The sequence below is a fragment of the Pseudomonas sp. M5A4_2d genome (genome assembly GCF_053345295.1).
Genome location: NZ_JBKEZW010000004.1, coordinates 68,310 through 93,886, shown reverse-complemented (window position 1 = coordinate 93,886; position 25,577 = coordinate 68,310). Strand labels below are relative to the sequence as shown.

General features: G+C 60.6%; 24 protein-coding genes and 2 pseudogenes. 16 read left to right on the top strand and 10 right to left on the bottom strand.

Annotation, left to right across the window (positions count from 1 at the left end; translation table 11 throughout):
* Positions 1 to 132: 132 nt before the first annotated feature.
* Both ACLBW8_RS13475 and ACLBW8_RS13470 read left to right on the top strand, forming a co-directional pair.
* Positions 133 to 1,755 carry a methyl-accepting chemotaxis protein gene (locus ACLBW8_RS13475; protein ID WP_064451195.1) on the top strand — a complete coding sequence of 541 codons (1,623 nt, stop codon included), beginning with the start codon at positions 133 to 135 and terminating at the stop codon, positions 1,753 to 1,755.
* A 61-nt stretch (positions 1,756 to 1,816) separates the two neighbouring features.
* On the top strand, positions 1,817 to 2,236 hold the full coding sequence (locus ACLBW8_RS13470; protein ID WP_447805554.1) for a DUF6124 family protein: 420 nt from the start codon (positions 1,817 to 1,819) through the stop codon (positions 2,234 to 2,236).
* Positions 2,237 to 2,341: 105 nt separating this feature from the next.
* Here the strand turns inward: ACLBW8_RS13470 and ACLBW8_RS13465 are convergent, their stop codons facing one another.
* The 6 genes from ACLBW8_RS13465 to dinG form a co-directional block, all read right to left on the bottom strand.
* Entirely contained in the window at positions 2,342 to 2,806 is a 465-nt protein-coding gene (locus ACLBW8_RS13465) for an outer membrane lipoprotein (RefSeq protein WP_010176704.1), read from the bottom strand.
* A gap of 264 nt (positions 2,807 to 3,070) precedes the next feature.
* Complete coding sequence (gene pdxH, locus ACLBW8_RS13460) at positions 3,071 to 3,718, bottom strand: pyridoxamine 5'-phosphate oxidase (protein ID WP_221294141.1); 648 nt, start codon at positions 3,716 to 3,718, stop codon at positions 3,071 to 3,073.
* A 27-nt stretch (positions 3,719 to 3,745) separates the two neighbouring features.
* Complete coding sequence (locus ACLBW8_RS13455; RefSeq protein ID WP_262667237.1) at positions 3,746 to 4,924, bottom strand: OmpA family protein; 1,179 nt, start codon at positions 4,922 to 4,924, stop codon at positions 3,746 to 3,748.
* Between the two features lie 143 nt (positions 4,925 to 5,067).
* Positions 5,068 to 6,213 (bottom strand): serine hydrolase domain-containing protein, encoded by a 1,146-nt coding sequence (locus ACLBW8_RS13450; protein WP_064451192.1) that lies wholly within the window; start codon positions 6,211 to 6,213, stop codon positions 5,068 to 5,070.
* An 82-nt stretch (positions 6,214 to 6,295) separates the two neighbouring features.
* A complete protein-coding gene (locus tag ACLBW8_RS13445; protein WP_447805553.1) occupies positions 6,296 to 8,593 on the bottom strand; it encodes a beta-galactosidase in 2,298 nt (765 codons plus the stop codon).
* Between the two features lie 98 nt (positions 8,594 to 8,691).
* Positions 8,692 to 10,836, bottom strand: a complete 2,145-nt coding sequence (gene dinG / locus ACLBW8_RS13440; protein ID WP_053254777.1) for an ATP-dependent DNA helicase DinG — start codon at positions 10,834 to 10,836, stop codon at positions 8,692 to 8,694.
* A 99-nt stretch (positions 10,837 to 10,935) separates the two neighbouring features.
* Between dinG and ACLBW8_RS13435 the strand changes: the two genes are divergently transcribed.
* Positions 10,936 to 11,400, top strand: a complete 465-nt coding sequence (locus tag ACLBW8_RS13435) for a CopD family protein (protein WP_447805552.1) — start codon at positions 10,936 to 10,938, stop codon at positions 11,398 to 11,400.
* A gap of 102 nt (positions 11,401 to 11,502) precedes the next feature.
* On the opposite strand, the gene ACLBW8_RS13430 is transcribed toward ACLBW8_RS13435, so the two are convergent.
* The 3 genes from ACLBW8_RS13430 to ACLBW8_RS13420 all read right to left on the bottom strand — a co-directional run bounded on the left by ACLBW8_RS13430 (position 11,503) and on the right by ACLBW8_RS13420 (position 13,378).
* Positions 11,503 to 12,261, bottom strand: a complete 759-nt coding sequence (locus ACLBW8_RS13430) for a hypothetical protein (protein ID WP_064451188.1) — start codon at positions 12,259 to 12,261, stop codon at positions 11,503 to 11,505.
* Positions 12,254 to 12,547, bottom strand: coding sequence for a DUF1145 domain-containing protein (locus ACLBW8_RS13425; RefSeq protein ID WP_064451187.1), 294 nt, complete (start codon positions 12,545 to 12,547; stop codon positions 12,254 to 12,256). Before ACLBW8_RS13425 ends, ACLBW8_RS13430 begins: the two co-directional genes overlap by 8 nt.
* A 132-nt stretch (positions 12,548 to 12,679) precedes the next feature.
* A complete protein-coding gene (locus ACLBW8_RS13420) occupies positions 12,680 to 13,378 on the bottom strand; it encodes an OmpA family protein (RefSeq protein WP_262667235.1) in 699 nt (232 codons plus the stop codon).
* A 190-nt stretch (positions 13,379 to 13,568) separates the two neighbouring features.
* Between ACLBW8_RS13420 and ACLBW8_RS13415 the strand changes: the two genes are divergently transcribed.
* The 4 genes from ACLBW8_RS13415 to ACLBW8_RS13400 are packed head-to-tail and all read left to right on the top strand — an operon-like array spanning position 13,569 to position 15,244.
* Positions 13,569 to 14,066, top strand: a complete 498-nt coding sequence (locus tag ACLBW8_RS13415) for a DUF6231 family protein (RefSeq protein ID WP_064451185.1) — start codon at positions 13,569 to 13,571, stop codon at positions 14,064 to 14,066.
* A 2-nt stretch (positions 14,067 to 14,068) separates the two neighbouring features.
* Complete coding sequence (locus ACLBW8_RS13410; RefSeq protein WP_447805551.1) at positions 14,069 to 14,539, top strand: YchJ family protein; 471 nt, start codon at positions 14,069 to 14,071, stop codon at positions 14,537 to 14,539.
* A 19-nt stretch (positions 14,540 to 14,558) separates the two neighbouring features.
* Positions 14,559 to 15,041: an LEA type 2 family protein gene (locus tag ACLBW8_RS13405; protein WP_064451183.1), complete on the top strand. Its 483-nt coding sequence runs from the start codon at positions 14,559 to 14,561 to the stop codon at positions 15,039 to 15,041.
* Entirely contained in the window at positions 15,038 to 15,244 is a 207-nt protein-coding gene (locus ACLBW8_RS13400) for an SEC-C metal-binding domain-containing protein (RefSeq protein ID WP_034137262.1), read from the top strand. Before ACLBW8_RS13405 ends, ACLBW8_RS13400 begins: the two co-directional genes overlap by 4 nt.
* 126 nt (positions 15,245 to 15,370) lie before the next feature.
* Here the strand turns inward: ACLBW8_RS13400 and ACLBW8_RS13395 are convergent.
* Positions 15,371 to 15,526 (bottom strand): annotated as a pseudogene (locus ACLBW8_RS13395) (ATP-binding protein); the annotation flags it as partial.
* Between ACLBW8_RS13395 and ACLBW8_RS13390 the strand changes: the two are divergent.
* From ACLBW8_RS13390 to ACLBW8_RS13350, 9 genes and pseudogenes are all read left to right on the top strand, one after another.
* Positions 15,526 to 15,606 (top strand): annotated as a pseudogene (locus ACLBW8_RS13390) (ABC transporter ATP-binding protein); the annotation flags it as partial. The pseudogenes ACLBW8_RS13395 and ACLBW8_RS13390 sit on opposite strands and share 1 nt — an antisense overlap.
* Positions 15,607 to 15,699: 93 nt before the next feature.
* On the top strand, positions 15,700 to 16,344 hold the full coding sequence (locus tag ACLBW8_RS13385; protein ID WP_064451182.1) for a glutathione binding-like protein: 645 nt from the start codon (positions 15,700 to 15,702) through the stop codon (positions 16,342 to 16,344).
* Between the two features lie 209 nt (positions 16,345 to 16,553).
* Positions 16,554 to 18,995 (top strand): penicillin acylase family protein, encoded by a 2,442-nt coding sequence (locus tag ACLBW8_RS13380; protein WP_064451181.1) that lies wholly within the window; start codon positions 16,554 to 16,556, stop codon positions 18,993 to 18,995.
* A 201-nt stretch (positions 18,996 to 19,196) separates the two neighbouring features.
* On the top strand, positions 19,197 to 20,201 hold the full coding sequence (locus ACLBW8_RS13375) for a ligase-associated DNA damage response exonuclease (protein WP_447805550.1): 1,005 nt from the start codon (positions 19,197 to 19,199) through the stop codon (positions 20,199 to 20,201).
* Positions 20,198 to 21,832, top strand: a complete 1,635-nt coding sequence (locus tag ACLBW8_RS13370) for an ATP-dependent DNA ligase (RefSeq protein ID WP_447805549.1) — start codon at positions 20,198 to 20,200, stop codon at positions 21,830 to 21,832. The genes ACLBW8_RS13375 and ACLBW8_RS13370 overlap by 4 nt, the downstream gene beginning before the upstream one ends.
* A gap of 339 nt (positions 21,833 to 22,171) precedes the next feature.
* Positions 22,172 to 22,951, top strand: a complete 780-nt coding sequence (locus ACLBW8_RS13365; protein ID WP_017254762.1) for a transporter substrate-binding domain-containing protein — start codon at positions 22,172 to 22,174, stop codon at positions 22,949 to 22,951.
* 59 nt (positions 22,952 to 23,010) lie between these two features.
* Entirely contained in the window at positions 23,011 to 23,739 is a 729-nt protein-coding gene (locus ACLBW8_RS13360) for an ABC transporter permease (RefSeq protein WP_221294137.1), read from the top strand.
* Positions 23,736 to 24,446, top strand: coding sequence for an ABC transporter permease (locus ACLBW8_RS13355; RefSeq protein WP_221294136.1), 711 nt, complete (start codon positions 23,736 to 23,738; stop codon positions 24,444 to 24,446). The genes ACLBW8_RS13360 and ACLBW8_RS13355 overlap by 4 nt, the downstream gene beginning before the upstream one ends.
* Before the next feature lie 9 nt (positions 24,447 to 24,455).
* Positions 24,456 to 25,574 (top strand): succinylglutamate desuccinylase/aspartoacylase family protein, encoded by a 1,119-nt coding sequence (locus ACLBW8_RS13350; RefSeq protein WP_447805548.1) that lies wholly within the window; start codon positions 24,456 to 24,458, stop codon positions 25,572 to 25,574.
* The last annotated feature ends 3 nt before the right edge of the window (positions 25,575 to 25,577 follow it).

Genomic DNA, 25,577 nt, shown 5'->3' with positions numbered 1-25,577 from the left:
CACTAATCCGGCTACCACGCCTAAAGACTTTCGGTTAGCCGCCGACTAGAGGGTATGGCGATCTCACCGTCCGCGCCTGGGACACCCGCCCGACACTGCCTCCAACGCGTTTCCAGCCCGAGCGACATTCCCATGTTCCTGAGAAATATAAGAATCGCTGCCAGAGCCTTCATCGGCTTCGCCGCTATTGCATCACTGAGTGTGTTTCTCGGCCTGTTTGCGCTCAAACAGATTGGCGAAGTCCAGTCACAGGCTGCCGACATTCAGAACAACTGGATGCAGCGCGTCAGGATCCTGGCCTTGGCCAATGCTTCGCTCGACCGTTATCGCCTGGGAGAGATGGCGCACATCCTGTCGTCCAGCGATGCCGACATGCAGACCTACGAAGACAAATCCGCCGGCCGCCTGAAAAGCGTCAAGGAGCAGCTTGCCCAATATGCAGCGCTGCTGCGCACCTCTGAGGAAAAATCACGCCTCGATGTGTTCAACCAAAGCCTCGATGCGTATGCGAAGAATCACGCCGAGATGCTCAAACGCTCGCGCTCGGGCGACAAGGCCGGCGCCCGCGACTTTCTCAACAGTATTCGAGAAAGTTATGAGCAGATGACCAAGAACTTCGACCAACTGATAGACCTGGCCAACAAAGGCGCAGAACAAGCCGGCCAGACATCCGTAGCGGCCTACCAGCATGCCGTGAATGGCATCTCAATCGTGATTCTGCTGGTGAGTGGCGGCACCGTATTGGTGGCCTGGTTGCTGACCCGAAGCATTACCGGCCCCATCATTGAAGCGGTACACGTAGCCGAAACCATCGCCAGGGGCGATCTCACCCAGCCCATCAACCCTACGGGCAACGACGAAGCCACCCGCCTGCTCCGGGCACAAGAGACCATGCGCAACAACCTGGTGCAGACCCTGCGACAAATAACCGGCTCATCCAGCCAATTGGCCGCAGCGGCCGAAGAACTGAATGCCGTCACCGCCGAAGGCAGCCGGGACTTGCAACAGCAACATGGCGAGATCGAACAGGCGGCCACTGCCGTCACCCAGATGACCACCGCCATTGAAGAGGTCGCCAGGAACGCGGCCTCGACCTCCGACCTGTCCCAGGAGTCGCGAAGCATTGCCTTGAAAGGCCAGCAGCGCATGGTCGAGGCGCTGAACGCCATCCAGGCCTTGACCCGTGGCGTGGAGGTCAGCTCCGGGCAAGTGGGCGGTCTGGCTGAGCAGGCCAAGGGTATCGGCAAAGTGCTGGATGTTATCCGCACCATTGCCGAGCAAACCAACCTGCTGGCACTGAATGCGGCCATCGAAGCTGCGCGTGCCGGTGAGGCCGGCCGTGGTTTTGCCGTGGTCGCCGACGAAGTGCGCGCCCTGGCTCACCGCACTGCCCAATCGACCCAGGAAATCGAACAAATGATTGGCAGTATCCAGACCAACACGGCCAGTACCGTCAACACCATGCTCGACAGCAGCACCATGACCCAGCAAACCCTTGGCTTGGCCGAACTGGCACAGCAAGCGCTGGCGGATATTCTTGCCGCCAACAATGAGATCAATGACCGAAACCTGGTGATTACCACGGCGGCTGCTGAGCAAGCCGACGTTGCCCGGGCGGTTGATCGCAATTTGCTGAATATTCAACAACTGTCGATTCAGTCCGCTGAAGGCTCGACCCAAACAACCGCCGCCTCGCAATCCCTCGCCAGCCTGGCGCATGAATTGAACACGATGGTGAAGCACTTCCAGATTTGAAATGACAGGGTAAAAAACCAAAAGGCCGCTTCGGTTTTAGCCGAAGCGGCCTGTTAACTTGATGCATCATTGCCATCGTTTTTCGTCAGCGACTCCTGTGGCTGGCGCCTCGTGTTATGGCAGCTGTGCGCGGGATACCTTCGGGTATGCCGAGTTTCAAGTTCTCGGTCCGCGAACCTGCGTACAGCTGCCACCTTCCATCGCGTCGCGGCGATCAGGGGCGGCTCCAGCCAATCATTTCGAGCCCGACACCGCCTGGCCAAATCGTTACGGGCCACAGTTTTCGATCAACTCAGCCGCCAACACAGAGGCCTTGTTGGTAAATGCATACGAAACCCTGATAGGCGCCAACGGGCTGACCTCTGATTTGGCAGACACCGTGGACGGAAAAACACGCAGCCAATTGTTAGCCATTGGGCAGTTACTGGAACTGGCGGGGCTTTTAGTCGACCGAGCAATGGAGCAGCAGTGCCCTGTCTAATGAAGCTAAAAGCGCTTGGCTTCAATTTGTAGACATCCTGCCCCCTAAAACAAAAACCCCAACCGGTCACCCGGTTGGGGTTTTTTGTGTTTCTACCGCCGGCGCTTAGCGAGTAACGCGGCTGGTGCCGTTAACGGTCATGATGCGCACACGGTCGCCGATGCGGAAGACTTCGTTGGGATCAACAGCCTGAACGTAGGCGCGCATGCTGCCATCGTCTTCACGAACGGTGACTTCAACGCCCTGGGTACGGGTCAGGCCTTCTTCAGCGGCGGAACCCAGCAGACCACCGGCAACAGCACCGATAACGCCAGTGACGATACTGCCACGGCCACCGCCAATAGCACTGCCGCCAACGCCGCCAACCACTGCACCGGCAACACCGCCGATTGGGGTTTTGGTGCCTTCGATTTTCACCGGACGCAGGGATTCAATGGTGCCCATGCGAACGGTCTGTACACGACGCGCTTCGTCACGGGAGTACGAGTCGCCGGTCAGACTCGAGGCGCAGCCACCCAACAGCAACGACAGGGTGGTAAAGCAGGCAACTAGTAAAACGGACTTACGCATAGCATCAACTCCAAAGGACAGGTATTCATTAGACGCCGCAGCTTGGCGCCTGTCACGGCAAGCACGCCAGAAAATTGCTTTCATTCAGCCCTAGTACAGACTGCCAGTACCAGAAAAATCGACGAACGGTAGCGCTCGCCTTATTCCGAAGATCGTCATGAAAGCGTTCTTCATTGTAGTCGCGCAAGCGAACACGCCGAAGCCTCCTGTGTGGAGACTTCGGTGTGAGGGTCAGCATTCAGAGGGAATAAAGAAAGATGAAACTCAGGGCGCCAGGCGCTCGCGCGTCCATTCGCCGTCTTGCAGGCGATAGTTCAGACGGTCATGCAGGCGGCTGGCGCGGCCTTGCCAGAACTCGATGCGCTCGGGCAACAAACGGTAGCCACCCCAATGCTCGGGGCAGTCGGGCTGGGTATCGCTGAAACGCTGTTCGGTCGCCTTGAGCAGGTCCTGCAGCTCTTCACGGTCACGTATGACTTTGCTTTGCGGCGACGCCCAGGCGCCAAGACGGCTGCCCAAAGGCCGAACCTGATAATAAGCATCCGACTCTTCAGGCGTAACCTTGACCACCCGCCCTTCGATGCGCACCTGGCGCTCCAGAGTGGGCCAGAAGAAAGTCATGGCCGCAAACGGTCGCGCCGCGAGTTGTTCACCCTTGGCGCTCTGATAGTTGGTGAAGAAGGTAAAGCCCTGCGCGTCCAGGCCCTTGAGCAACAGGATGCGGCAGTGCGGGCGACCGTCCTGATCAACCGTTGCCAACGTCATGGCATTGGCCTCCACCGGTGGCTGCTCGGTTTTTACCGCCTCGCCAAACCATTGGTGGAACAACGCAAACGGCTCGCCCGGTGCCTGGGCCTCGCTCAAACCGTCACGTGTGTAGTCACGGCGCATATCGGCCAGTGCCTGGGTCATGCGGCTTTATCCTTCTGTTTCAACGGATCAGTTTTTCGCCTGGTCATTTGCAGCCGGGGCGTCAGCCTTCGGTGCTGCTTTCTTCGCGGCAGGCTTGGCAGCGGCTTTTTTCGCAGCTGGCTTGGCGGCGGCTTTCTTGGCCGGGGCCTTTTTCGCCGGAGCCGCTTTTTTCGCAGCCGGAGCCGGTGCAGGAGCTGGCGCAGTTTGCACAGCGACCATGTCAGCGACCGGTGGTTTGCCCGAGTTGTACTTGCTCAGCAACGCCAACATAGTTGTACGCTGAGTGAACAGGATTTCCATGCGACGATTCAGCGCACGGCCCTGGTTGCTGTCGTTGGCGGCACGCGGCATAAGGTCACCCATGCCACGCATCATCAGGCGATCCTGTTTCAAACCGCTGAGGCTGAAAATCGAAGCGATGGACTGCGCGCGCTCGCGGGTCAACGCCTGGCTCACCGGTTCGGCACCATTGGTGTCGACGTGGCCGAGCACCAGCACAGCGGTCTTCGGATCGCCTTCAACCGCCTTGGCAACGCGAGTGAACGGGCCGAGGGTAACCGGCAGCAACATGGCTGGACGTTTCGGGTTGTAGGAGCCATCAACCGGCGCAATCACAACGAGTACGTTCTCGCGACGCTCCAGTTGCAGGTTGCTGTCCTTGATGGCGGCGCGCAGGCGCGGCTCATAGTCGTCCAGCCAGGCTTGGGTGATTTTCGGGTCCGGCATCGGCACGTTGGTCACATCGACCTTGGCCAGTGGCTTCGGCTTGCTTTCGAAAGGCCACCACCATTTGGTCTCGGTGTCGGTCTTGGCGACAGCCGGCGCAGCGTCCGGGGTAGAAGCCGGGGTTGCAGCCTTGAGGTCGGCTTTCAGGTCGGCCTTGGCATCGGCGGCCTTTTCATCAGCGCTCTTGGAGAAGAATGGCCACCAGCTGGAACCGGTGTCAGCCTTGGCGACCGGAGCAGGTGCAGCGGCAGCGGCAGGCGCTGGAGCAGCAGCTGCGGCAGCAACCGGCGCGACAGGCTTGGCGCCCGCAGCAGGTTTGGCATCCGGTTTGGCGTCGGTTTGGGTCACTGCGTCCTTGGTAGCAGCCTTATCAGATCCAAATGACCACCAATGCCCACCTTCGGCATCATTTTGTGGAGTTTGTGCGCAGCCAGTAATAGTGAGGCACAGCGCCAGTGCCAAGGACTTGTTCGATAACATGAGATATCCACAAAATGAGAAAAAACCAGGGGGTCTGGGTGACCCGTTAAACAGACGCTTACAGAACATTAAAGTTACAAAATTTCGTTCAGCGCCTTCTTATACTTGCCTTTGTAACAAAAAAACGTGAAACAGCAAGCTCTTTACAGACAACCGGCCAATATTCCGACCAACTTCTGTGCACGCGGGTCCATAAGTACATAAGGCCCCAGTGTATTAGTCACGAAACCAAACGCTACATCATGTTCAGGGTCGGCAAACCCCACCGAACCACCGGCGCCCGGGTGCCCAAACGCACGTGGGCCAAGGCCGAACGTGGCGTTGGGCAATTGCGGCTGATCCAACATGCAGCCCAACCCGAAACGGGTTTGGGTCAATAAGGTTTTATCCGGCCCGATACTGTGTTCGCGGGTCAATTGTTCGAGCATGTCCGCTTCGAGCAAACTACCGTCCAACAAACCGCTATAAAAACCCGCCAGGCTGCGCGCATTACCGTGACCATTTGCCGCTGGCTGCTGCATGCGCCGCCATTCGGGCTTATTAGTGCTGGTCAGAATAGACGGTGGATTGGCAAATGCACGCGTAGTCATGGCGTTCGGTTCGCGCATCATTACTTGAAGTAACCGTTGCGCGGCTTCATCGCCCATATTGCCTTTGCTGCGCGCTATATGTGCAACACGATAAAACTCTTCGTCCGCCAACCCGACATGGAAGTCCAGGCCCAGGGGCCGCGCAACCCGCGCCACAATCGACTCACCCGGCCCGCGCCCATCGGCACGGCGCAGCAATTCGCCGACCAGCCAGCCGTAAGTGATGGCTTCGTAGCCATGCCCTTGGCCCGGCGTCCACCACGGGGCCTCGGCCGCGAGGGTGTCGACCATCAATTGCCAGTCATACAGGGCTTCGGTGGGCAGCATCTCGCGAATCGCCGGCAGCCCGGCCTGGTGGCAGAGCAACTGGCGCAAGGTGATGGTTTCTTTACCGGCCGCCGCAAACTCGGGCCAGTAGTTGGCGACAGGGGCGTCGAGTTGCAACTTGCCCTCGGCCACCAATTGCAGGGCCGTAACGGCGGTGAAGGTCTTGGTGCAGGAAAACAGGTTGACGATGGTGTCGCTGTGCCAGGCCTCAGCGCCATCCTTGTCGGCGGTACCCGCCCACAGGTCGACGACGGTTTCGCCGCCGATCTGGATACACAGCCCGGCACCACGCTCCTGCGGGTCATCGAACAACGCTGCGAACGCTTCACGTACCGCTTCGAACTGGAGCTCGTAATGACCCTGAATCTGCACCTAAGCCGCCTTGGAAAACACCGTAAGAATTGGCCGACATTGTTCCAGTCCTTGGGGGTTTTGTGAACCCGTCAACGATGAATCAATGGCCATTCCCAGCGTGCCCGCCAGCATGCCCGGCGCCCTGCCCCGGGCCTTTGCCTTCATGCCCCGACTTCCCGCCTTCATGCTCACGCACCACGCTGGCCGCCTTGGCCTTTTCAGCCTCTTTGCCCAGTTGATCCACCGCTGCCAGGTTGCTTTTACGCACGCTGTCGACAAAGCCCTGGAACGGCACATCGGTGATGCCCACCAGCCCGAAGTGGCCGTTTTCGCCGTCGAGCAGACGCCCGGTCACCGGCTGGTCCAGATACTGGAACCAATGCACACCGACAATCGACGGCTCGGCCATGGCCTGTTTGAGGAAGTTGCTGTACGCCGCACCGCGGTCTTCTTCCCGGGCCAGTTGAGTGACGCCGCCCCAGAACGGGCCACGGTCTGCCGAGCCAAAGTTGAACTCGGTGATCAGCACCGGTTTGTCCAGCGCGTGCAAGGCGGCGAAGTCATAACCGTCCTGGGGCTTGAGGGTGTACATGTTGAAGCTCAGTACATCGCAATACTGGGCGCAGGACGCCACGGATTCAGGCGTGCTGACGGCATACCGGCCACCCAGCAACAAATGGTTGGGCGCGTGCCATTTCAGCGAGTCGGAGATGGTCTTGAAGTAGGCATCGGCGAAGGTCTTCTGGAAGTATTTAAAGTCAGCTTCGATTTCCGGATGCTCGGGACTCGGCATCGGCGGCTCGAACCCAGGGTCTTCCATCAGCTCCCAGCCGGACAAATGGATACCCCAGGCTTTCGACAGGCCATCTTCGTTGCGGTACTTGTCGCGCAGTTGCTTGAGGAACGCGCGCTTGGCCGGTACGTCGGTGGTCATGCGCAGGGTGCCGTAGGCCAAGGCGTAACGGGATTTCGGATCATCACCCGGACCGGCCCAGGCCAGCTCGTTGTCGGCAAAAAAGCCGATCAGCCAGGGATCATCGCGGTGATCGCGGGCAGCAATGGCCACGGCGCGCTCGGTGGCCATGGCAAACCGCGGGTCGAACGGGTCGGGCATGCCGCCCCACCAGTCGGTGCCGGTGCTGATGCTGGCGTAGTCACCGACAATCGACAGCGGCAAGGTGTACGGCACGCGGTCGGCGGTGGCCAACGCTTCGTCGCTCCAGTTGCCTACGGTGTTGAAACCCCAGGCTTGCAGACGGTCGAGGGTGTGGGTGACCCAGCGCTTCTGGTCGAACCCATCAGTCCCGTAGGCACGCTGCAAATTGGCGCCGTAAAAATCGTACCAACGCCCTACATTGAAGCCACGGCCCTGGTCGGCGCCGTTGCCGCCACGGTTATCGCCGCTTCCGTAATACTTGTCGAACGGCTCGCCGACCTTGGGCAACGCGGCAAACATCCACTCGCGCCCGGCCACGTAGGTCTGGTTGTCGTCTGGGGCCACGGTGTTGACGCCCAGGGAGTAGAACGGATGGCCTTGCGGCGTCACCAGGTACCAACGACCGTCACGCTTCTCGGTGCGGAAAAACCCGCTCGCTTCAAACGCCGGGCCTTTGTTCCAGCCACCATATTGATCAAGCGCTGATTTATCGCGCTCGGCCAACCAACCCTTGAGCTGTTGTTGCTCCTTGGCGGCGGCGGCCTTGAGTTGCTCGTCACTGCTGACTTTCTCCGGCCAGCGCGTGCGAGTGGACTGGCCATAGGCATCGACCAATTCGCTGTAGGCCGCCTTCAGCACCGGCTCGCTGTCCTGCACACCGAAGCGCTCCAGCAGGATGCTTTGGGCAGCATTGGGCTTGATCATCGACAACGTCACCGACGCCACTTGGCTGCGGTCAATCTCACCGGCGCTGCCGGCCAGCAGTACGCGCTGGCCATCTACGGTGATTGGCATCGGCGGGCCGGCCTTCATGCCTTGGCTCAGCGGCGAGTTGGCTTGCAGCGGGATCAACAAGGTCTGCACCGGGCCGGCCGGCAGGTCGATGCGGCTGACCAGGGTCTTGCCGTCCGTGCTCTGCACTTTCACGTACAGGGTCAGCGCCCAGTCCATGGCGCTCTGGATACGCAGACTCATGGCGCCGGATTGCGACCAGTCCCACACGCCGGTCTGCGGGCTAAGCACCAGGCTCGGTTCGGCCGCCGGGTTGAAGGTGATGCGGCGCAGCACTTCGCCTTCGGCGGTTTGCTCGGCATTGTATTGGGGCAAGCTGGCGTCCTGGGTCGCCACCTTGACCACATCGGCAGGCCGGACGAAGTTGAACAGCGTTTGTTGCCCGGCAGGCGCAGCCATCAAGGGCGCGGTGAACAACAAGGCAAACAGAGCGGGCAGCGTGCGAATCATACGAACAAGGTTCTCCCAAACGGCCGGTGACTGGCCTGATGACATAAAGCGTTGGCAGTGAGATAGACCACGAAGTGGGCGAGTTCGCCCACGGTGGCTTAAGAAATTTCGCGCCTGAACGGCGGCAAGGCATTGAGGATAGCTTTACCGTAGCGCTGAGTGACCAAACGGCGGTCGAGCAAGGTGATGGTGCCCCGGTCCTCTTCGGTGCGCAGCAAGCGACCGCAGGCCTGGACCAGCTTCAAGGACGCATCCGGCACCGAGATTTCCATGAACGGGTTACCGCCCCGCGCTTCGATCCATTCGGCCAGGGCCGCCTCGACCGGATCATCCGGCACCGAAAACGGGATTTTGGCGATCACTACGTGCTCACAGTAGGCGCCGGGCAAGTCCACACCTTCGGCGAAGCTGGCCAGGCCGAACAACACGCTCGAATCCCCACCGTCGACCCGCGCCTTGTGCTTGTTCAGGGTCTCCTGCTTGGACAGGTTGCCCTGGATAAACACTTGCTTGCGCCAGTCGCGGTCGAGGCCGTCGAACACGTCCTGCATCTGTTTACGCGAGGAAAACAGCACCAGCGTGCCGCGCGAACCTTCGACCAGCTCCGGCAGGTCGCGGATGATCGCGGCCGTGTGCGCCGCTGCATCCCGCGGGTCGGCCTTGAGGTCCGGCACCCGTAGCACGCCCGCGTCGGCGTGATGAAACGGGCTCGGCACCACGGCGGTGACGGCTTTTTTCGGCAGGCCGGCACGCATGCGGAATCGATCGAAGGTGCCTAGGGCCGTCAGCGTGGCCGACGTTACCAGGCAGCCGTAGGCCACGTTCCACAGGTTGCGGCGCAGCATTTCGGCGGCAAGGATCGGGCTGGCGTTGACCTCGATATCAAACAGCGCGCCGCTTTCCGACAGGGTCAGCCAGCGCGCCATCGGCGGGTTGTCTTCCGGGTCTTCAACGGTGAAGGCGGTCCACAGCTCCCAATTACCTTGGGAACGCGACAGCAGGCTGCCGAACAACGGGTACCATTCTTCGGCCTGGTTGCTGGCGATGCCGATGTTGACCTCGCCGTCCATGCCTTCCTTGAGCAGGTCAGTCAAACGCGTGAACAGGTCGGTCAGGCGCGAAAAGCCCTTTTTCAGCTCGATGCCCATTTCGCGCATGTGCTCGGGGATCAGCCCGCCGACAAAGCGGTGACGTGGCCGCTCACGGCCTTCCACATCCTCACCGGGCTTGAAGTCGGCAACCTGCTCGCAGGCGCTGAACATGAATTGCTGCTGGGTCTTGATCTCTCGCGCCAGCTCCGGCACTTGCTCGATCAGCTTGCCCAGGTCGCCGGGCAGCGGGTGCTGGGCCAGCAGTTTGGTGAGGTTCTTGGCGGTGGTTTCCAGCCAATCGGCTGTGGAGCGCAGGCGTGTGTAGTGGGCAAAGTGGCCGATGGCTTTATCCGGCAGGTGGTGGCCTTCGTCGAATACGTAAAGGGTGTCGCGCGGGTCCGGCAATACGGCACCGCCGCCCAGGGCCAGGTCAGCCAGGACCATGTCGTGGTTGGTAACGATCACATCGACCTTGCCCATGCCTTCGCGGGCCTTGTAGAAGGCGCACTGCCCGAAGTTGGGGCAATGGCGGTTGGTGCATTGGCTGTGATCGGTCGTCAGGCGCGCCCAGTCGGCATCTTCCAAAGCAGTGGGCCAGCTGTCGCGGTCGCCGTCCCATTTATTGCCGGCGAGCTTCTCGATCATGCTGGTAAACAGCTTCTGGCTGACTTCATCAACCTCGATCTTGAAACCTTCTTCTTCGAACAGCGAAGCCGTGGCGGTTTGTGCGTGACCTTCCTGCAACAATACGTCGAGCTTGGACAGGCACATGTAGCGGCCACGGCCCTTGGCCAGGGCGAAGGTGAAGTTCAGGCCGCTGTTGCGCATCAGGTCGGGCAGGTCTTTGTAGACGATCTGCTCTTGCAGGGCGACAGTGGCGGTGGCGATCACCAGGCGCTTGCCGGCAGCCTTGGCGGTAGGGATCGCGGCCAGGCTATAGGCCACGGTCTTGCCGGTACCGGTGCCGGCCTCGACGGCCACGACCGCGGGGTCGCCACTGCGCCGACCTTCGTCGTCGGTGTCGATATCCCCGAGGACTTTGGCCACTTCGGCGATCATCAGGCGTTGGCCGTAGCGCGGTTTCAAGCTCTTGGCTTCGAGAAAACGCGAATAGGCGCCCTGGATCGTGGTTTTGAGTTCAGTGCTGATCATGGATTGTCGGGCGCAAAAAACGCTGGATAAATTTTCAGTGGTTCGGATCGGCCGCTATCATACCCCGCTAATTAATCCCGCGCAGAACGGAGTACCACAATGACCGCGTTTAGCCTCGCTTACACCCTGCATGTACTGGCCGCCCTGATCTGGGTCGGCGGTATGTTTTTCGCCTGGATGATCCTGCGCCCCGCCGCCATGGCGGCACTTGAGGGCCCTGCCCGACTCAAGCTGTGGGCGAATGTGTTTCAACGTTTTTTCGTATGGGTCTGGGTCGCGGTGCTGGTTTTGCCGATCAGCGGCATCGGCCTGTTGCAATTGCGCTTCAGCGGTTTTGAAACCGCACCGCGTTATGTGCAGGTGATGATGGGCTTATATCTGGTGATGACGGCGCTGTTTATCCGCATCCAGGCGTTGAAGTTCCCGGAACTGCGCGCAGCGGTGGCGGCTGAGGATTGGCCGGTGGGTGCGGCTGCGCTGGGGCAGATTCGCAAGCTGGTGGGAATCAATTTGATTGTGGGGCTGGTGGTGGTAGCAATTGCTTCGGCTCGCCCGATGTTCTGAGGCGACCTTGAGTCCGCCATCGCGGGCAAGCCCGGCTCCCACATTGAAATGCAATCACCTGTGGGAGCCGGGCTTGCCCGCGATAGCGTCAGACCCGTCGACTCAGAGCCGCTGAATAGTCACAGCACCTGCAGGCCCAGCCGGCCCCGGTTGCCCTTCCAGCCCTGGCCGTCCCTTATCGCCGCCATCGGCGCGATACACCACACAACCTTTGGACTGCCCACCTTTGCCGGGCTTACCCGCTGTCCCCGCCAAACCGCCAGCTCCGCCATCGACCCAGACCTTGATCTGCTCAGCCGGGAAGCTCTGCGGTAACTCGACCCGCACTTGCGCCCCTGCCGCGCCTGGCAGGCCATCGCCGCCGTTATCACCATTGGCGCCACGCCCGGCCGAACCCCAGGTGCAACCCGGGTCCACACCGTTGGCGCCATCCAGGCCGGCATACCCTTGGGCGCCGGCGCCGCCTCGGGCATCCACCGATAATTCGTCGGCGGTCAGGGCATTGATGCGCAGGACCAGGTCCCGCCCGGCCTTGGCCGGCCGTTCATGGGTGCCCGGGGCGCCGCGCGAGGTGATCTGGCTGCCATGCTCCAGTTGCGCATTGCGCACCTGCAATTGCAGCGCGGTATTGCCGGGGGCGATGGTGATACGCGCTTCGCGGCCCAGGTGCAGCTCATCCACGCTGACCTGGCTGATCGTAGCCGGGACCAACAATGTGCCGTAGTCCGCCACATCCAGGCGTTCAAGCTGCAAAACGCTGGTGCTGCTGGGCAAACGCATCAGCGAGTTGGTTTCAACACTGACACTCTGGGCCAGGGCGATAGGGCTGACCAACAGGGCCAACAGAAAAACCTTACGCATGATTGGCCTCCTTGTTCGTTTCATTAAACGCTGCAGGCGCCGACAGGCCCCGCACATGGAACATCCCCACCAGCAGAATTTGCAAGCGGTCACGCCAGGGGTGGGCACGGTGCTTCACGCTGCTGTTGAACAACAGCAGCTCCAACAGGTGGGTAAGAAACAACAGACTGCCGGCCAGGCTGACCAACAGGTGGAACGGATTAGTCAGCGGCCGGAACAGATTGACCAGCACCACGCCCCAGAACAGCAACGTCAGACATTTTCCCAGCCCCCAAAACACTTTCATCCCGCATGCCCCTGCCTATTATTCTTTGGGCGCACAGTACCGACTTCTGCAGGCGATTTGCCAGTGAAGGATGAAAAAACTTGATGGGGATCGCCGGCAATGCCCCTGTGGCTCGCACAGGGGCAAGGGTTGTCAGCGGTTGATCTGGATTTCCACGCGGCGGTTCAATGCACGCCCCTCAGCGGTTTTGTTATCTGCTACCGGGTGGCTTTCGCCCGCACCGGTCACCGACACAAAGTTACTGCGCGGTACACCGGAACTGATCAAGTAGTCCGTGACCGAGTGGGCGCGTTTTTCCGAGAGTTTCTGGTTGTAGGCGTCTTTACCGACGCTGTCGGTATGCCCACTGACCCGCAGTTGCGCGCTCGGGGCTTCTTTTTTCAGGCGAGTGGCAATAACGTCGAGTTTGGTTTTATCCGCCGCCGTCAGCTTGGCCGAATCGAACTGGAAGTGCACATCGCGAATCACGATGGTCTCTTCCTTGACCACGACGACTTCCTCAACCACTGCTGCCTGCACGGGCGCGGGCGGGCAACCGTTGGCATCGACCTGCACGCCTTTCGGCGTGCCTGGGCACTTGTCGCGGCTATCAGGTACACCGTCGCCGTCTTCGTCGCCGTCACCATGTACCCAGCAATAGGCGCCGGCCATGCCGCCGACCAGCAACGCGCCATAGCCCGCGTACGCAGAACTTTTTGTGGCGCCAATCGCAGCGCCGGTCACACCACCGACGGCTGCACAGGTAGGCCAATCGGTTTTTTGCAACCCTGCGCAACCTGTCAATACTCCGGTTAGCAGAACCAAGGGTAGAGCTGTCCGCATGATGCTCATGTGCTTTCTCCTGAGGGTATCGGCGGGGGCCGATGGGTGGAGTAAAGACCGCTCTTTTCATCTGCGCCAGTACGCCACACCCCCGGTTTCATTGAGGATCGCTGCACTTGCCGGACTTTTCGGCGCCGCCCGCTCTAGGCCCGCACGCTCAGCCGCGCTAGTCTCTAGGGTCCTGATGTGAGGATCTCTGATGACCGCTGGCATTTCTTCCCGTACACCCCAGCAAGCCCTGGCCGCCTTGCTCGATTTACACCAACCCAAACGCCTGTTGCTGTTGGGTGCCAGCCAGTTTCCCGCGCTGGAGGCCTTTCAAGCCGAGCATCCGCAGACCCAAGTGGCGATCGCGCCGCCCGGGCCGTTACCGGCGGAACTGGCGGCGCAGCGTTTTGACCTGGCGTTGGTGGTCGATTGCCTGGAGCACCTGTCAAAACCGCAAGGCTTGACCTTGCTGGGCGGCATTCGCAACCTCAACAGCAGCCGCATTGCCGTGCTGGTGGACCTGAGCGCCTGCGGCTGGAAGGACACCGACTTCTTCTCCCTGGCTCTGCAAGCCGGTGAGCGGTTCCAGCGCGATGAGCAGGTTCTGACGCTGTTCACCTATGATCTGCTTGACTATAAACAGGTGCCGGACTGGCTCAACGCCCGCTTCTGGGCCAACCCGGAAAACTTCGGAAAGTATTGGTGGTAACCATGAGTACATCCATATGCCCCTGCGGCAGTGGCAACCTGCTGGATGCCTGCTGCGGCCATTATCACGCCGGCCACCCCGCGCCCTGCGCCTCCGCGCTGATGCGTTCGCGCTACAGCGCCTATGTGATGGGCCTGGTGGACTACCTGGTGGCCACCACCGTGCCTGCGCAGCAAGCCGGCCTGGACCGCGCCGCCATCGGCGCCTGGAGTGCCCAGAGCACTTGGCTGGGCCTTGAGGTGGAAAGCTCGGAGGTGTTCGGCGGCCAGCCGGAACATGCCTTCGTGACCTTTACTGCACGCTGGCACGACGGCAGCGGAGAACACAGCCACCGTGAGCAATCTTCTTTCGTACAGAATGATGGGCGCTGGTACTTCATTGACCCGACGGTTGAGGTGAAGGCCGGGCGCAATGATGTATGTTTGTGTGGCAGTGGGCAGAAATTCAAGAAGTGCTGTTCCAGCTACCTCTAATCAACTCAAGGATAACGCCATGCTCCGGATGTACAGCTTGATGCTGGCGTTGACCCTGAGTCTGACCGGCTGTGCGTCGTGGTTCGAAGACGACGCGCCCGCGCCTCACGTCTCGCTGGTGAAAGTCGAATTGGTACGGGCCAAGTTGCTGGAGCAGAAGTTCAAGCTGTACTTTCGCGTGGACAATCGCGACGACGCGGACCTCACCGTGCGCGGGTTGATCTACAAAGTCAGCCTGGGCGATTTTGTACTGACCGAAGGCGAGTCCAACGAATGGCTGACCATACCGCCGCGAAGCCATGGGTTTTTCCGGGTGTCGGTGCGTACCAACCTCTGGCCACAGATACGCGATGTGGTGCAGATGTTGAAAAACCCCACCAAGCCCGTCCCTTATCGCCTGGAGGGCGAGCTGAAAACCGGATTATTCATCGGTAATGACGTGCAGGTCGCCCACAATGGCGAGATAATCCCCGGCGATTTTATTCCGGAGCGACATCGATGACTCAGCAACCCCATGTCCATGGTCCTGACTGCAACCACGATCACGATCACGATCACCATGATCACGACCACGGCCATGTCCACGGCCCGAACTGCGGCCACGCTCACCAGGAGCCGGTGCGCAACGCCTTGAAAGACGTTGGTCGCAACGATCCTTGCCCATGCGGCAGCGAGAAGAAATTCAAGAAGTGCCACGGCGCCTGATGCCCTGATTGCAGTCAGTGGGGGAGCTGGCTTGCCTGCGATGGCGATCTGACAGATAAAGATGTGTCAGCTGAACCACCGCTATCGCAGGCAAGCCAGCTCCCACATTTGTCCTGTGTTGCCAACTCAGGATTTGCGCCACAACTGCAACACCACCTCCAGTCCCCCGCCTTCGCGATTACTCAAACTCAACCGCCCTTCATGCGCCCGAGCAATGGCGTGCGCAATGCTCAACCCCGGCCCATACCCGCCCGTCTCGGCATTGCGTGAGCCTTCCACTTGCCGAGGTGTATGGCGTGCAGGTGCGGATTGAGCGGTGCTCACAACAGTCGTTGCAGATGCTGGCGGACAGCGCGGTGTGAAATGCTTCTAACGGTAGACCTAAATGTTTCATTGAATTTTTGCGCCTCCAACATCACCTATACCTACAGGCATTCGCTCATTTGGAGAGCTTCATGATCGACCTGTATTACTGGACTACCCCCAACGGTCACAAAGTATCGCTGTTCCTGGAAGAAGCCGGCCTACCCTACAAGGTGCACCCGATCAACATTGGCCAGGGCGACCAGTTCAAGCCGGACTTCCTGAAGATCGCTCCCAACAACCGCATTCCGGCCATCGTCGATCAGAACCCGACCGACGGCGGCGCGCCGATTTCGCTGTTTGAATCCGGCGCTATCCTGCTGTACCTCGCGGAAAAAACCGGCCAGTTCATTCCAAAAGACCTGCGCGGTCGCCAGGAAGCGCTGCAATGGCTGTTCTGGCAAATGGGTGGGCTGGGGCCGATGGCCGGGCAGAACCATCACTTCAGCCAGTTCGCGCCAGAGAAAATCCCCTACGCGATCAAACGCTATGTAGATGAAACCGCGCGTCTGTACGGCGTGCTGGACCGGCGTCTGGCGGACCGTCCATTCGTGGCGGGCGAAGCGTACAGCATTGCTGACATGGCGATTTACCCGTGGATTGTTTCCCACAAATGGCAGAGCCAGCGTCTGGAGGATTTCCCCCACGTTCATCGCTGGTTCAACCGCATCAAAGAGCGGCCGGCGACGGTTCGGGCGTATGAACTGGTACAGAAAGTGAATCCGCCGAAATCCTGATTCAAAGTCTTCCTCGGTCAAAATGTGGGAGCAGGCTTGCTCGCGAATGCGGTGGTTCAGTCAGACCTTCATAGACTGACACACCGCATTCGCGAGCAAGCCCGCTCCTACATTTGATTTGCGCAAGACCCAAACTCCTGCTTGCGTCGTTTCGCCGCGCTCACTAACGTAGCGCCTTTAATGACGCTACCCCCCGCAGGAGCTTTGCCATGGCCTCGCCAGCCCTCTCACATTTTCTTCCCCGGTTCGGCGTTGCCGCGGCAGTAGCCAGTGCATTAAGCCTGGCCGGTTGCCAGATCCAGAGCACCCAGGACACCCTGCCTCCCGTTGCCGGCGTGCAGCCGATCAAAGGCCTGGCACAGAATGTTTCGGTGCGCCGCAATGCCCAGGGCATGCCGCTGATCGAAAGCAACACCTTCCATGACGCGCTGTTCAGCCTTGGTTATGTGCACGCCAGCGATCGGATCACGCAGATGGTCACCTTGCGCCTGCTGGCTCAGGGCCGTCTGGCGGAAATGTCCGGGCCAGAGGTGCTGGATGTCGACCGCTTCATGCGCGCCGTTAACCTGAAAAAAAGCGCCGGCGAGCTGTATAACGCCTCGTCACCGCGCCTCAAGCGCTTCTTTGAAGTGTATGCCCGTGGCGTCAACGCCTACCTGTTCCGCTACCGCGACAAGCTGCCGCCGGACCTGGCCCAGACGGGCTACAAGCCTGAGTACTGGAAGCCGGAAGATTCGGCGCTGCTGTTCTGCCTGCTGAATTTCAGCGAGTCGAGCAACCTGCAGGAGGAGTTGTCATCGCTGGTGCTCGCGCAAAAAGTCGGTGTCGACAAACTCGCCTGGCTCACCCCAAGCGCGCCGGATGAACCGATCCCACTGGCCGAAACCGACAAGCTCAAAGGCGTGAACCTCAGCCAGATCACCGGCCTGGCCGGTTTGGAAAGCGTCGGTCAGCAACTGAGCAGCTTGAATGCTCTGGCCGTCACCACGTCAAGCAACTGGGCCATTGGCCCGCAACGCAGCCGCAGCGGCAAAAGCTTGCTGGCCAGCGACCTCGCGGCCCAGCCACAAGCACCGTCGCCGTGGAACTACGTGCAGATTCGCGCGCCGAAATACCAGGCGGTCGGCGCCTCGATTGCCGGCCTGCCGACCCTGCTGTCGGGCTTCAACGGCAAAGTGGCGTGGAGCATGAGTGCGGTCAAAGGCGATACCCAGGACCTGTTCCTGGAGAAGGTCAAGCGCCAGGGCAGCGCGTTGTACTACGAGAACAACGGCAAATGGCTGCCGGCCGCCGTGCGCAATGAAACCTACCTCGCCAAGGGCCAGCGGCCGATTCGCGAAGTGGTGTACGAAACCCGCCACGGCGCCCTGCTCAACAGCAGCCAGGCCCTGACCAGCGGTTTCGGCCTGGCCCTGCAAACCGCCGATTTCAAGGATGACAAGAGCCTGGATGCGTTCTTCGACCTGTCCCGCGCACAAAGTGCCGGCAAGGCCTCGGATGCGACCCGGGAAATCCGCGCCATCGCACTGAACATGATTTTCGCCGACGCCAGCAGCATTGGCTGGCAAGTCACCGGCCGCTTCCCCAACCGCCGCGAAGGCGAAGGCCTGCTGCCCTCGCCGGGCTGGGACGCGCGTTTTGACTGGGACGGTTACGCCGACGCGATGCTGCACCCGTATGATCAAGACCCGGCCCAAGGCTGGATCGGCACCGCCAACCAACGCACCGCGCCACGCGGCTATGGCATGCAGCTGTCCAACTCTTGGGATGCACCGGAGCGCAGCGAGCGTCTGGCGCAACTGGCCAACGCCGGCAAGCATGACACCCGCAGCATGATCGCCATGCAGTACGACCAGACCACCTTATTCGCCGCCAAGCTCAAAACCATGTTCCAGGCGCCGGGTATGGCCCAGCCGCTGAAACAGGCAATCGATGCATTGCCGGCGGCCGAAGCGGCCAAGGCACGCGAGGCGCTGAATCGCCTGATGGCCTTTGATGGCCGTCTGGCGCCGACTTCCGCCGACGCGGCGATCTACGAGCTGTTCCTGCAGGAAAGCACCAAACAGATCTTCCTCGACGAACTCGGCCCGGAAAACAGCGCCAGCTGGAAAGCCTTTATCAGCAATGCCAACGTGTCCTACTCCGCCAACGCAGACCACCTGCTGGGCCGCGAAGACAGCCCGTTCTGGGATGACGTGCGCACCGCGCAAAAAGAAGACAAGCCGGCGATCCTTGCCCGCAGCCTCGCCGCCGCAATCAGCGCCGGCGACAGCCAACTCGGTGGCGATCACAAGGCCTGGCAGTGGGGCAAGTTGCACAGCACCACCTGGAAAAACACCAGCGGCCAAGTGATTCGTGGCCCATTCGCCAGTGGCGGCGACCACAACACCTTGAACCCGGCACCTTACAGCTGGGGCCAAGACTTCGCGACGACCCAAGTGCCGGCGCTGCGCATGATCATCGACTTCGGCCAGGCCGAACCGATGATGGGCCAGGGCGGCATCGGCCAGTCCGGCAACCCGGCCAGCCCGAACTATGCGAACGGCATCGACCCGTCGCTCAAGGCGCAATACCTGAGCTTCCCGATGCAGCCGCAGAACTTTGACAAGGTGTATGGGAAGACCCGGTTGACCCTGACGCCTGGCAAGTAACCCGGTTTCTGACTGACGAAACCGGATCAAAAATGTGGGAGCGGGCTTGCTCGCGAATGCGGTCGATCAGTCACTGAATAGTTGGCTGAACCACCGCATTCGCGAGCAAGCCCGCTCCCACATTGACCTTATGCATTCCGATAGAACTTCTCGCCCCACCGTCCCCTCATACCTGATAAGCCCATCGCCCCCGGCACGCCCATGGACCTTGTCATCGCCCGGCCCGAAGGCCTCTACTGCCCCGCCGGAGATTTTTACATCGACCCCTGGCGGCCGGTGGAGCGCTCGGTCATCACTCACGCCCACGGCGATCACGCCCGCACGGGCAACCAGCACTATCTGGCGGCCGCGCCCGGCGAAGGCATTCTGCGCTCGCGGTTGGGCCAGGACATCAACCTGCAAACCCTGGCCTACGGTGAAAAACTCGTACACCACGGCGTCACGTTGAGCTTTCACCCCGCCGGGCATGTGCTCGGTTCAGCCCAGGTGCGCCTGGAATACCAGGGCGAAGTCTGGGTGGCATCCGGTGACTACAAGGTCGAACCCGACGGCACGTGCGCCCCCTTTGAGCCGGTGCGTTGCCACACCTTTATCACCGAATCGACGTTTGGCCTGCCGATCTACCGTTGGCAGCCCCAGACGCAGATTTTCGCCGGGATCAATGCCTGGTGGCAGGCCAATATCGCCGCCGGCAAGGCCAGCGTGCTGTTCTGTTATTCCTTCGGCAAAGCCCAGCGCATTCTGCATGGCATCGATGCCAGCATCGGCCCGATCCTCAGCCACGGTGCGGTCGAACCGTTGAACCGCGTGTACCGCGAGGCCGGCGTCTACATCCCCGAAACCCTTTACGCCGGCGACTTTAAAAAAACCGACCCGCTGCTGCGCCAAGCCTTGATCATTGCGCCACCTTCCGCCGGAGGCAGCAGCTGGATACGCCGCTTCGGCGACTACAGTGACGCGTTCGCCAGTGGCTGGATGCGCCTGCGCGGCACCCGGCGACGGCGCGGTGTGGACCGGGGCTTTGTGCTGTCGGACCACGCCGATTGGCCAGGCCTGTTGTGGGCCATCGAACAAACCGGCGCCGAACGGGTGATGGTCACCCACGGCTCCGTAGGCGTATTGGTGCGCCACCTGCGCGAAAAAGGCCTGGACGCCCAGGGCTTCACCACCGAATACGGTGATGATGAAGAAGAGGCCACGGCATGAAAGCGTTCGCCGAGTTGTACGCCAACCTCGACGCCACCACTTCCAGCAACGCCAAGCTCGCCGCGCTGCAAACCTACTTCCGCCAAGCACCGCCACAGGATGCTGCGTGGGCGGTGTACTTCCTGTCCGGCGGGCGGCCTCGTCAACTGGTCCCCACGCGCCTGCTGCGGGACATGGCCACCGAAGCGTCGGGCATCGAACCCTGGTTATTCGAGGAGAGTTACCAGTCAGTCGGCGACCTGGCGGAGACCATTTCCCTGCTGTTACCGGAATCGACCTACACCTCGGAAGACGGTCTGGCGGTATGGCTGGAAGAAAAGCTCCTGCCCCTGCGCGGTCTGCCACCACTGGAACTGGCCGAACGCCTGCCCGCGTTGTGGGCGCAGCTGGATCAACCCAGCCTGATGGTGTGCATCAAATTGATCACCGGCAGTTTTCGCGTGGGCGTGTCTAAATTGCTGGTCACCCGCGCCCTTGCCGCCATGGCCGACCTCGACAGCAAACGGGTGGCCCAGCGCTTGGTGGGCTACACCGACCTGTCCAACCGTCCGACAGCCGAAGGCTACCTTAAGCTGATCGCCGCCGAATCGTGCGACGAACATGCGCAACGCGGCGGACAGCCTTATCCCTTTTTCCTCGCCCATGGGTTGGCACAACCGGTGGAGCAATTCGACGCCCTGCTCGGCCCGCCCGCCGACTGGCAGGTGGAATGGAAATGGGATGGCATCCGCGCGCAGCTGGTCAAGCGTGAGGGTCGCCTATGGGTCTGGTCTCGGGGTGAAGAGCTGGTCACCGAGCGATTCCCTGAACTGCACAGCCTGGTGAGTGGCCTGCCGGATGGCACCGTGATCGACGGCGAAATCGTGGTGTGGAAGGACGCAGTGCAACCTTTCGCACTGCTGCAACAGCGCATTGGCCGTAAAACCTTGAGCAAGAAAATCCTCGAGGAGGCACCGGTCGCTGTATTGGCCTACGACCTGCTGGAGTATCAGGGCGAAGATTGGCGCAGCCACACCCAGGCCGAGCGCCGCGCCCAGCTTGAGCACGTGATTGCCCAGTGCAACCAACCGGTACTGCTGCCATCGCCGCTGCTGACCGGTAACAGTTGGGCGGACCTCGCCCGACAACGTGAGAGCTCTCGCCGCCTCGGCGTGGAAGGCATGATGCTCAAGGCGCGTGATGGCCTCTACGGCGTAGGCCGCACCAAGGACATGGGCGTGTGGTGGAAATGGAAAGTCGACCCGTTCAGCGTCGACGCCGTGTTGATTTACGCCCAGCGCGGCCATGGCCGACGTGCCAGCCTGTATAGCGACTACACCTTCGCGGTGTGGGACGGCCCGCCCGGAACTGAACGCACGCTGGTGCCCTTCGCCAAGGCGTATTCAGGCCTGACCGACGAAGAAATGCGCAAGGTCGACGCCATCGTGCGCAAAACCACGGTGGAAAAATTCGGCCCGGTCAGCAGTGTGACGCCGAGCATGGTGTTTGAGCTGGGGTTCGAAGGGATCGCCCTCTCCAAGCGGCACAAAAGCGGGATTGCAGTGCGGTTTCCCAGAATGCTGCGCTGGCGCCAGGATAAGGCGGTGGATGAGGCCGACAATCTGGGAACGCTGCAGGACTTACTGGTCTGACTCTTCTTCACCAACACCATCAATCATCGTGGGAGCCGGACTTGCCCGCGATGGCAGTGGGTCAACTGAAGAGGAGTTAGCTGACCTACCGCCCTCACAGGTAAGCCTGCTCCGACATTTTTATCTTCGGACGCCTCTAAATGGTGCACTGAAAAATCAATGCCCGTTTTCGGGCGTCTCCTACACTCAGAACTCCCTCGTCGTTCCTTTTAAAACGATCATTCGGAACGACATTCGGAACTATGGTGCAGAAATTGCTACTTGTGATCCGTCTGACACCGTTCAGTAACAGTCATAAACGCGCCACAAGCGCTTATCTTGGTTTCCAGGGATTACATAATGAAAAAAGCATTGCTGACCCTTTCTGCACTGGCTCTGTGCATGGCTGCTGGTGTTGCTACAGCCAAGGAATACAAGGAATTGCGTTTTGGTGTCGATCCTTCCTACGCGCCGTTCGAATCCAAGGCCGCCGACGGCAGCCTGGTAGGCTTCGATATCGACCTGGGCAATGCGATCTGCGCCGAGCTGAAGGTCAAGTGCAAGTGGGTCGAAAGTGACTTTGACGGCATGATTCCAGGCCTCAACGCCAACAAGTTCGACGGCGTGATTTCCTCGATGACCGTGACCGAAGCCCGTGAAAAGGCGATCGACTTCTCCAGCGAGCTGTTCTCCGGCCCGACTTCGTTGGTGTTCAAGAAAGGCGCGAACTACTCCACCCCTGAGTCGCTCAAGGGCAAATCCGTGGGTTACGAGCAAGGCACCATCCAGGAAGCCTACGCCAAGGCCGTACTGGATAAAGCCGGTGTAACCACCAAGGCTTACGCCAACCAGGACCAGGTGTACGCCGACCTGACTTCCGGCCGTCTCGACGCTTCGGTGCAGGACATGCTGCAAGCCGAACTGGGCTTTTTGAAGTCGCCAGCGGGCGCTGACTACGAAGTCAGCAAGGCCATCGACGACCCACTGCTGCCAGCCAAAACTGCGGTCGGTATCAAAAAAGGTAACAAAGACCTCAAGGCCCTGCTCGATAAAGGTATCAAAGCGTTACACGATGATGGCACCTACGCCACCATCCAGAAGAAACACTTCGGCGATCTGAACCTGTACAGCGGTAAATAACACCCCGGCGCCCACCTGTTTCAGGTGGGCGCTTTTTTATCGCCATAGGTCCTGAATTCATGTTTGAAGATCTTTTGCAAACCCTGGGGCTGAGTGCCTTCAGTTTGAAGGGGTTCGGCCCGCTGTTGCTGCAAGGTACGTGGATGACCGTGAAACTGTCGGTCGCCTCCCTGGCCGTCAGCGTCCTGCTGGGCCTGATCGGCGCCAGCGCGAAACTGTCCAGCGTCAGCCTGATCCGCATCCCCGCCCAGCTCTACACCACCTTGATTCGCGGCGTGCCCGACCTGGTGCTGATGTTGCTGATTTTCTACAGCCTGCAAATCTGGCTGACCGGTTTTACTGACTTCATGGAATGGGACTACATCGAAATTGACCCATTCAGCGCCGGGGTTATCACCCTGGGCTTCATCTACGGTGCCTATTTCACCGAGACCTTTCGCGGCGCAATCCTCGCGGTGCCACGTGGCCAGCTCGAAGCGGCGACTGCCTATGGGCTTACCCGCGGGCAGCGGTTCCGCTTCGTGACCTTCCCGCAGATGATGCGCTTTGCCTTGCCGGGCATCGGCAACAACTGGATGGTGATGCTCAAGGCCACCGCGCTGGTGTCGATCATCGGCCTGGCGGACCTGGTCAAGGCCGCCCAGGATGCGGGCAAGAGCACCTATCAACTGTTCTATTTCCTGGTGCTCGCCGCGTTGATTTACTTGTTGATCACCAGCGCCTCAAACTTCGTCCTGCGTCGGCTTGAACGTCGCTACTCCGCTGGGTCCAGGGAGGCCGTGCGATGATCGAACTTCTGCAGCAATACTGGCGCCCTTTCCTTTATAGCGACGGCCAGCACATCACCGGGCTGGCGATGACCATGTGGCTGCTCAGCGCCTCGCTGGTCTTTGGTTTTCTGGTATCGATCCCGCTGTCCATCGCCCGCGTGTCGCGCAAACGCTCTATTCGCTGGCCGGTGCAGTTCTACACCTACCTGTTTCGTGGCACGCCGCTCTATATCCAACTGCTGATCTGCTACACCGGGATCTACAGCATTGCCGCAGTGCGGGCACAGCCGGTGCTGGATGCGTTCTTTCGCGATGCGATGAACTGCACCATCCTGGCGTTCGCCCTCAACACCTGCGCCTACACCACCGAGATTTTCGCCGGGTCGATCCGCAGCATGGCCCACGGTGAAGTCGAAGCGGCCAAGGCCTATGGCCTGAGCGGCTGGAAGCTGTATGCCTATGTGATCATGCCGTCGGCCCTGCGCCGCTCATTGCCGTACTACAGCAATGAAGTGATCCTGATGCTGCACTCGACCACGGTGGCCTTTACCGCGACGGTGCCGGACATTCTCAAGGTTGCCCGGGACGCAAACTCGGCCACCTACATGACCTTTCAATCATTCGGTATCGCGGCGCTGATCTACCTGACCGTAACCTTTGCCCTGGTCGGTCTGTTTCGTTTGGCAGAGCGCCGCTGGCTGGCCTTCCTCGGGCCGAGCCACTAAGGAGCATTCATGCGTCATCAGGTACACGAACTGATCGCGCCGGTGCCAGGTACGGCGCGGCAGATTCACAGTTTCCATTTCGGCCCGGAACAGGCTGAAGGCAAGGTCTACATCCAGTCATCGCTGCATGCCGATGAACTGCCGGGCATGCTGGTGGCCTGGCACCTCAAGGCGTGCCTGGCGAAACTGGCGGCGGCCGGGCGTTTGCGCAGCGAAATCGTGCTGGTGCCCATCGCCAACCCGGTGGGCCTGGAACAGGTGTTGATGGACATTCCACTGGGTCGCTACGAGCTGGAAAGCGGGCAGAACTTCAATCGCCTGTTTGTCGACCTCAGCGACGAGGTTGGTAATCAGGTCGAAGACCTGCTGGGAGAGGATCCCAAGCACAACGTCGAACTCATTCGCGACGCGCTGAGCCTGGCCCTTGCGGCGTACACCGCCGAAACCCAGTTGCAATCCCAGCGCCTGGTGCTGCAACGCCTGGCCTGCGACGCTGACATGGTGCTGGACCTGCATTGCGACTTCGAAGCCGTGGCGCACCTGTACACCACGCCCGACGCCTGGCCGCAGGTGGAGCCACTGGCACGCTATATCGGCTCGGAAGCCAACTTGCTCGCCACCGATTCCGGCGGGCAGTCTTTTGATGAGTGTTTCACCCTGGTGTGGTGGCAGTTGCAGCAACGCTTCGGCGAGCGGTTCCCGATCCCCATGGGCAGCTTTTCGGTGACCGTCGAACTGCGCGGCCAAGGCGACGTCAACCACGGCCTGGCCAGCCTCGATTGCCAGGCGATCATCGACTACTTGATTCACTTCGGCGCCATTGCCGGCGACGCAGCGCCATTGCCCGACCTGCCTTACCCGGCCACCCCGCTGGCAGGTGTCGAGCCGGTCACTACGCCTGTCGGCGGCTTGCTGGTGTTTTGCGCCCTGCCCGGTGAATACCTGGAGGCTGGGCAACTGATCGCTGAAATCATCGACCCTATTACTGACCGCGTAACGCCCGTGCACTGCAAAAACGCCGGCCTGCTTTACGCCCGTTCGCTGCGGCGCATGGCCACTGCCGGGATGGTGATCAGCCATGTCGCAGGCCATGAGGCCTACCGCAGCGGCTACCTACTTTCGCCTTGAGGA

Coding starts and splice junctions, on each gene's coding strand:
- dinG (WP_053254777.1), bottom strand. CDS start 10,836: ATGATCAGCACTGAACTCAAAACCACGATCCAGGGCGCCTATTCGCGT.
- ACLBW8_RS13425 (WP_064451187.1), bottom strand. CDS start 12,547: ATGAAAGTGTTTTGGGGGCTGGGAAAATGTCTGACGTTGCTGTTCTGG.
- ACLBW8_RS13380 (WP_064451181.1), top strand. CDS start 16,554: ATGGCCTCGCCAGCCCTCTCACATTTTCTTCCCCGGTTCGGCGTTGCC.
- ACLBW8_RS13420 (WP_262667235.1), bottom strand. CDS start 13,378: ATGAGCATCATGCGGACAGCTCTACCCTTGGTTCTGCTAACCGGAGTA.
- ACLBW8_RS13465 (WP_010176704.1), bottom strand. CDS start 2,806: ATGCGTAAGTCCGTTTTACTAGTTGCCTGCTTTACCACCCTGTCGTTG.
- ACLBW8_RS13470 (WP_447805554.1), top strand. CDS start 1,817: ATGCATCATTGCCATCGTTTTTCGTCAGCGACTCCTGTGGCTGGCGCC.
- ACLBW8_RS13410 (WP_447805551.1), top strand. CDS start 14,069: ATGAGTACATCCATATGCCCCTGCGGCAGTGGCAACCTGCTGGATGCC.
- ACLBW8_RS13365 (WP_017254762.1), top strand. CDS start 22,172: ATGAAAAAAGCATTGCTGACCCTTTCTGCACTGGCTCTGTGCATGGCT.
- ACLBW8_RS13415 (WP_064451185.1), top strand. CDS start 13,569: ATGACCGCTGGCATTTCTTCCCGTACACCCCAGCAAGCCCTGGCCGCC.
- ACLBW8_RS13445 (WP_447805553.1), bottom strand. CDS start 8,593: ATGATTCGCACGCTGCCCGCTCTGTTTGCCTTGTTGTTCACCGCGCCC.
- ACLBW8_RS13455 (WP_262667237.1), bottom strand. CDS start 4,924: ATGTTATCGAACAAGTCCTTGGCACTGGCGCTGTGCCTCACTATTACT.
- ACLBW8_RS13375 (WP_447805550.1), top strand. CDS start 19,197: ATGGACCTTGTCATCGCCCGGCCCGAAGGCCTCTACTGCCCCGCCGGA.
- ACLBW8_RS13400 (WP_034137262.1), top strand. CDS start 15,038: ATGACTCAGCAACCCCATGTCCATGGTCCTGACTGCAACCACGATCAC.
- ACLBW8_RS13430 (WP_064451188.1), bottom strand. CDS start 12,261: ATGCGTAAGGTTTTTCTGTTGGCCCTGTTGGTCAGCCCTATCGCCCTG.
- pdxH (WP_221294141.1), bottom strand. CDS start 3,718: ATGACCCAGGCACTGGCCGATATGCGCCGTGACTACACACGTGACGGT.
- ACLBW8_RS13435 (WP_447805552.1), top strand. CDS start 10,936: ATGACCGCGTTTAGCCTCGCTTACACCCTGCATGTACTGGCCGCCCTG.
- ACLBW8_RS13385 (WP_064451182.1), top strand. CDS start 15,700: ATGATCGACCTGTATTACTGGACTACCCCCAACGGTCACAAAGTATCG.
- ACLBW8_RS13350 (WP_447805548.1), top strand. CDS start 24,456: ATGCGTCATCAGGTACACGAACTGATCGCGCCGGTGCCAGGTACGGCG.
- ACLBW8_RS13360 (WP_221294137.1), top strand. CDS start 23,011: ATGTTTGAAGATCTTTTGCAAACCCTGGGGCTGAGTGCCTTCAGTTTG.
- ACLBW8_RS13355 (WP_221294136.1), top strand. CDS start 23,736: ATGATCGAACTTCTGCAGCAATACTGGCGCCCTTTCCTTTATAGCGAC.
- ACLBW8_RS13405 (WP_064451183.1), top strand. CDS start 14,559: ATGCTCCGGATGTACAGCTTGATGCTGGCGTTGACCCTGAGTCTGACC.
- ACLBW8_RS13475 (WP_064451195.1), top strand. CDS start 133: ATGTTCCTGAGAAATATAAGAATCGCTGCCAGAGCCTTCATCGGCTTC.
- ACLBW8_RS13370 (WP_447805549.1), top strand. CDS start 20,198: ATGAAAGCGTTCGCCGAGTTGTACGCCAACCTCGACGCCACCACTTCC.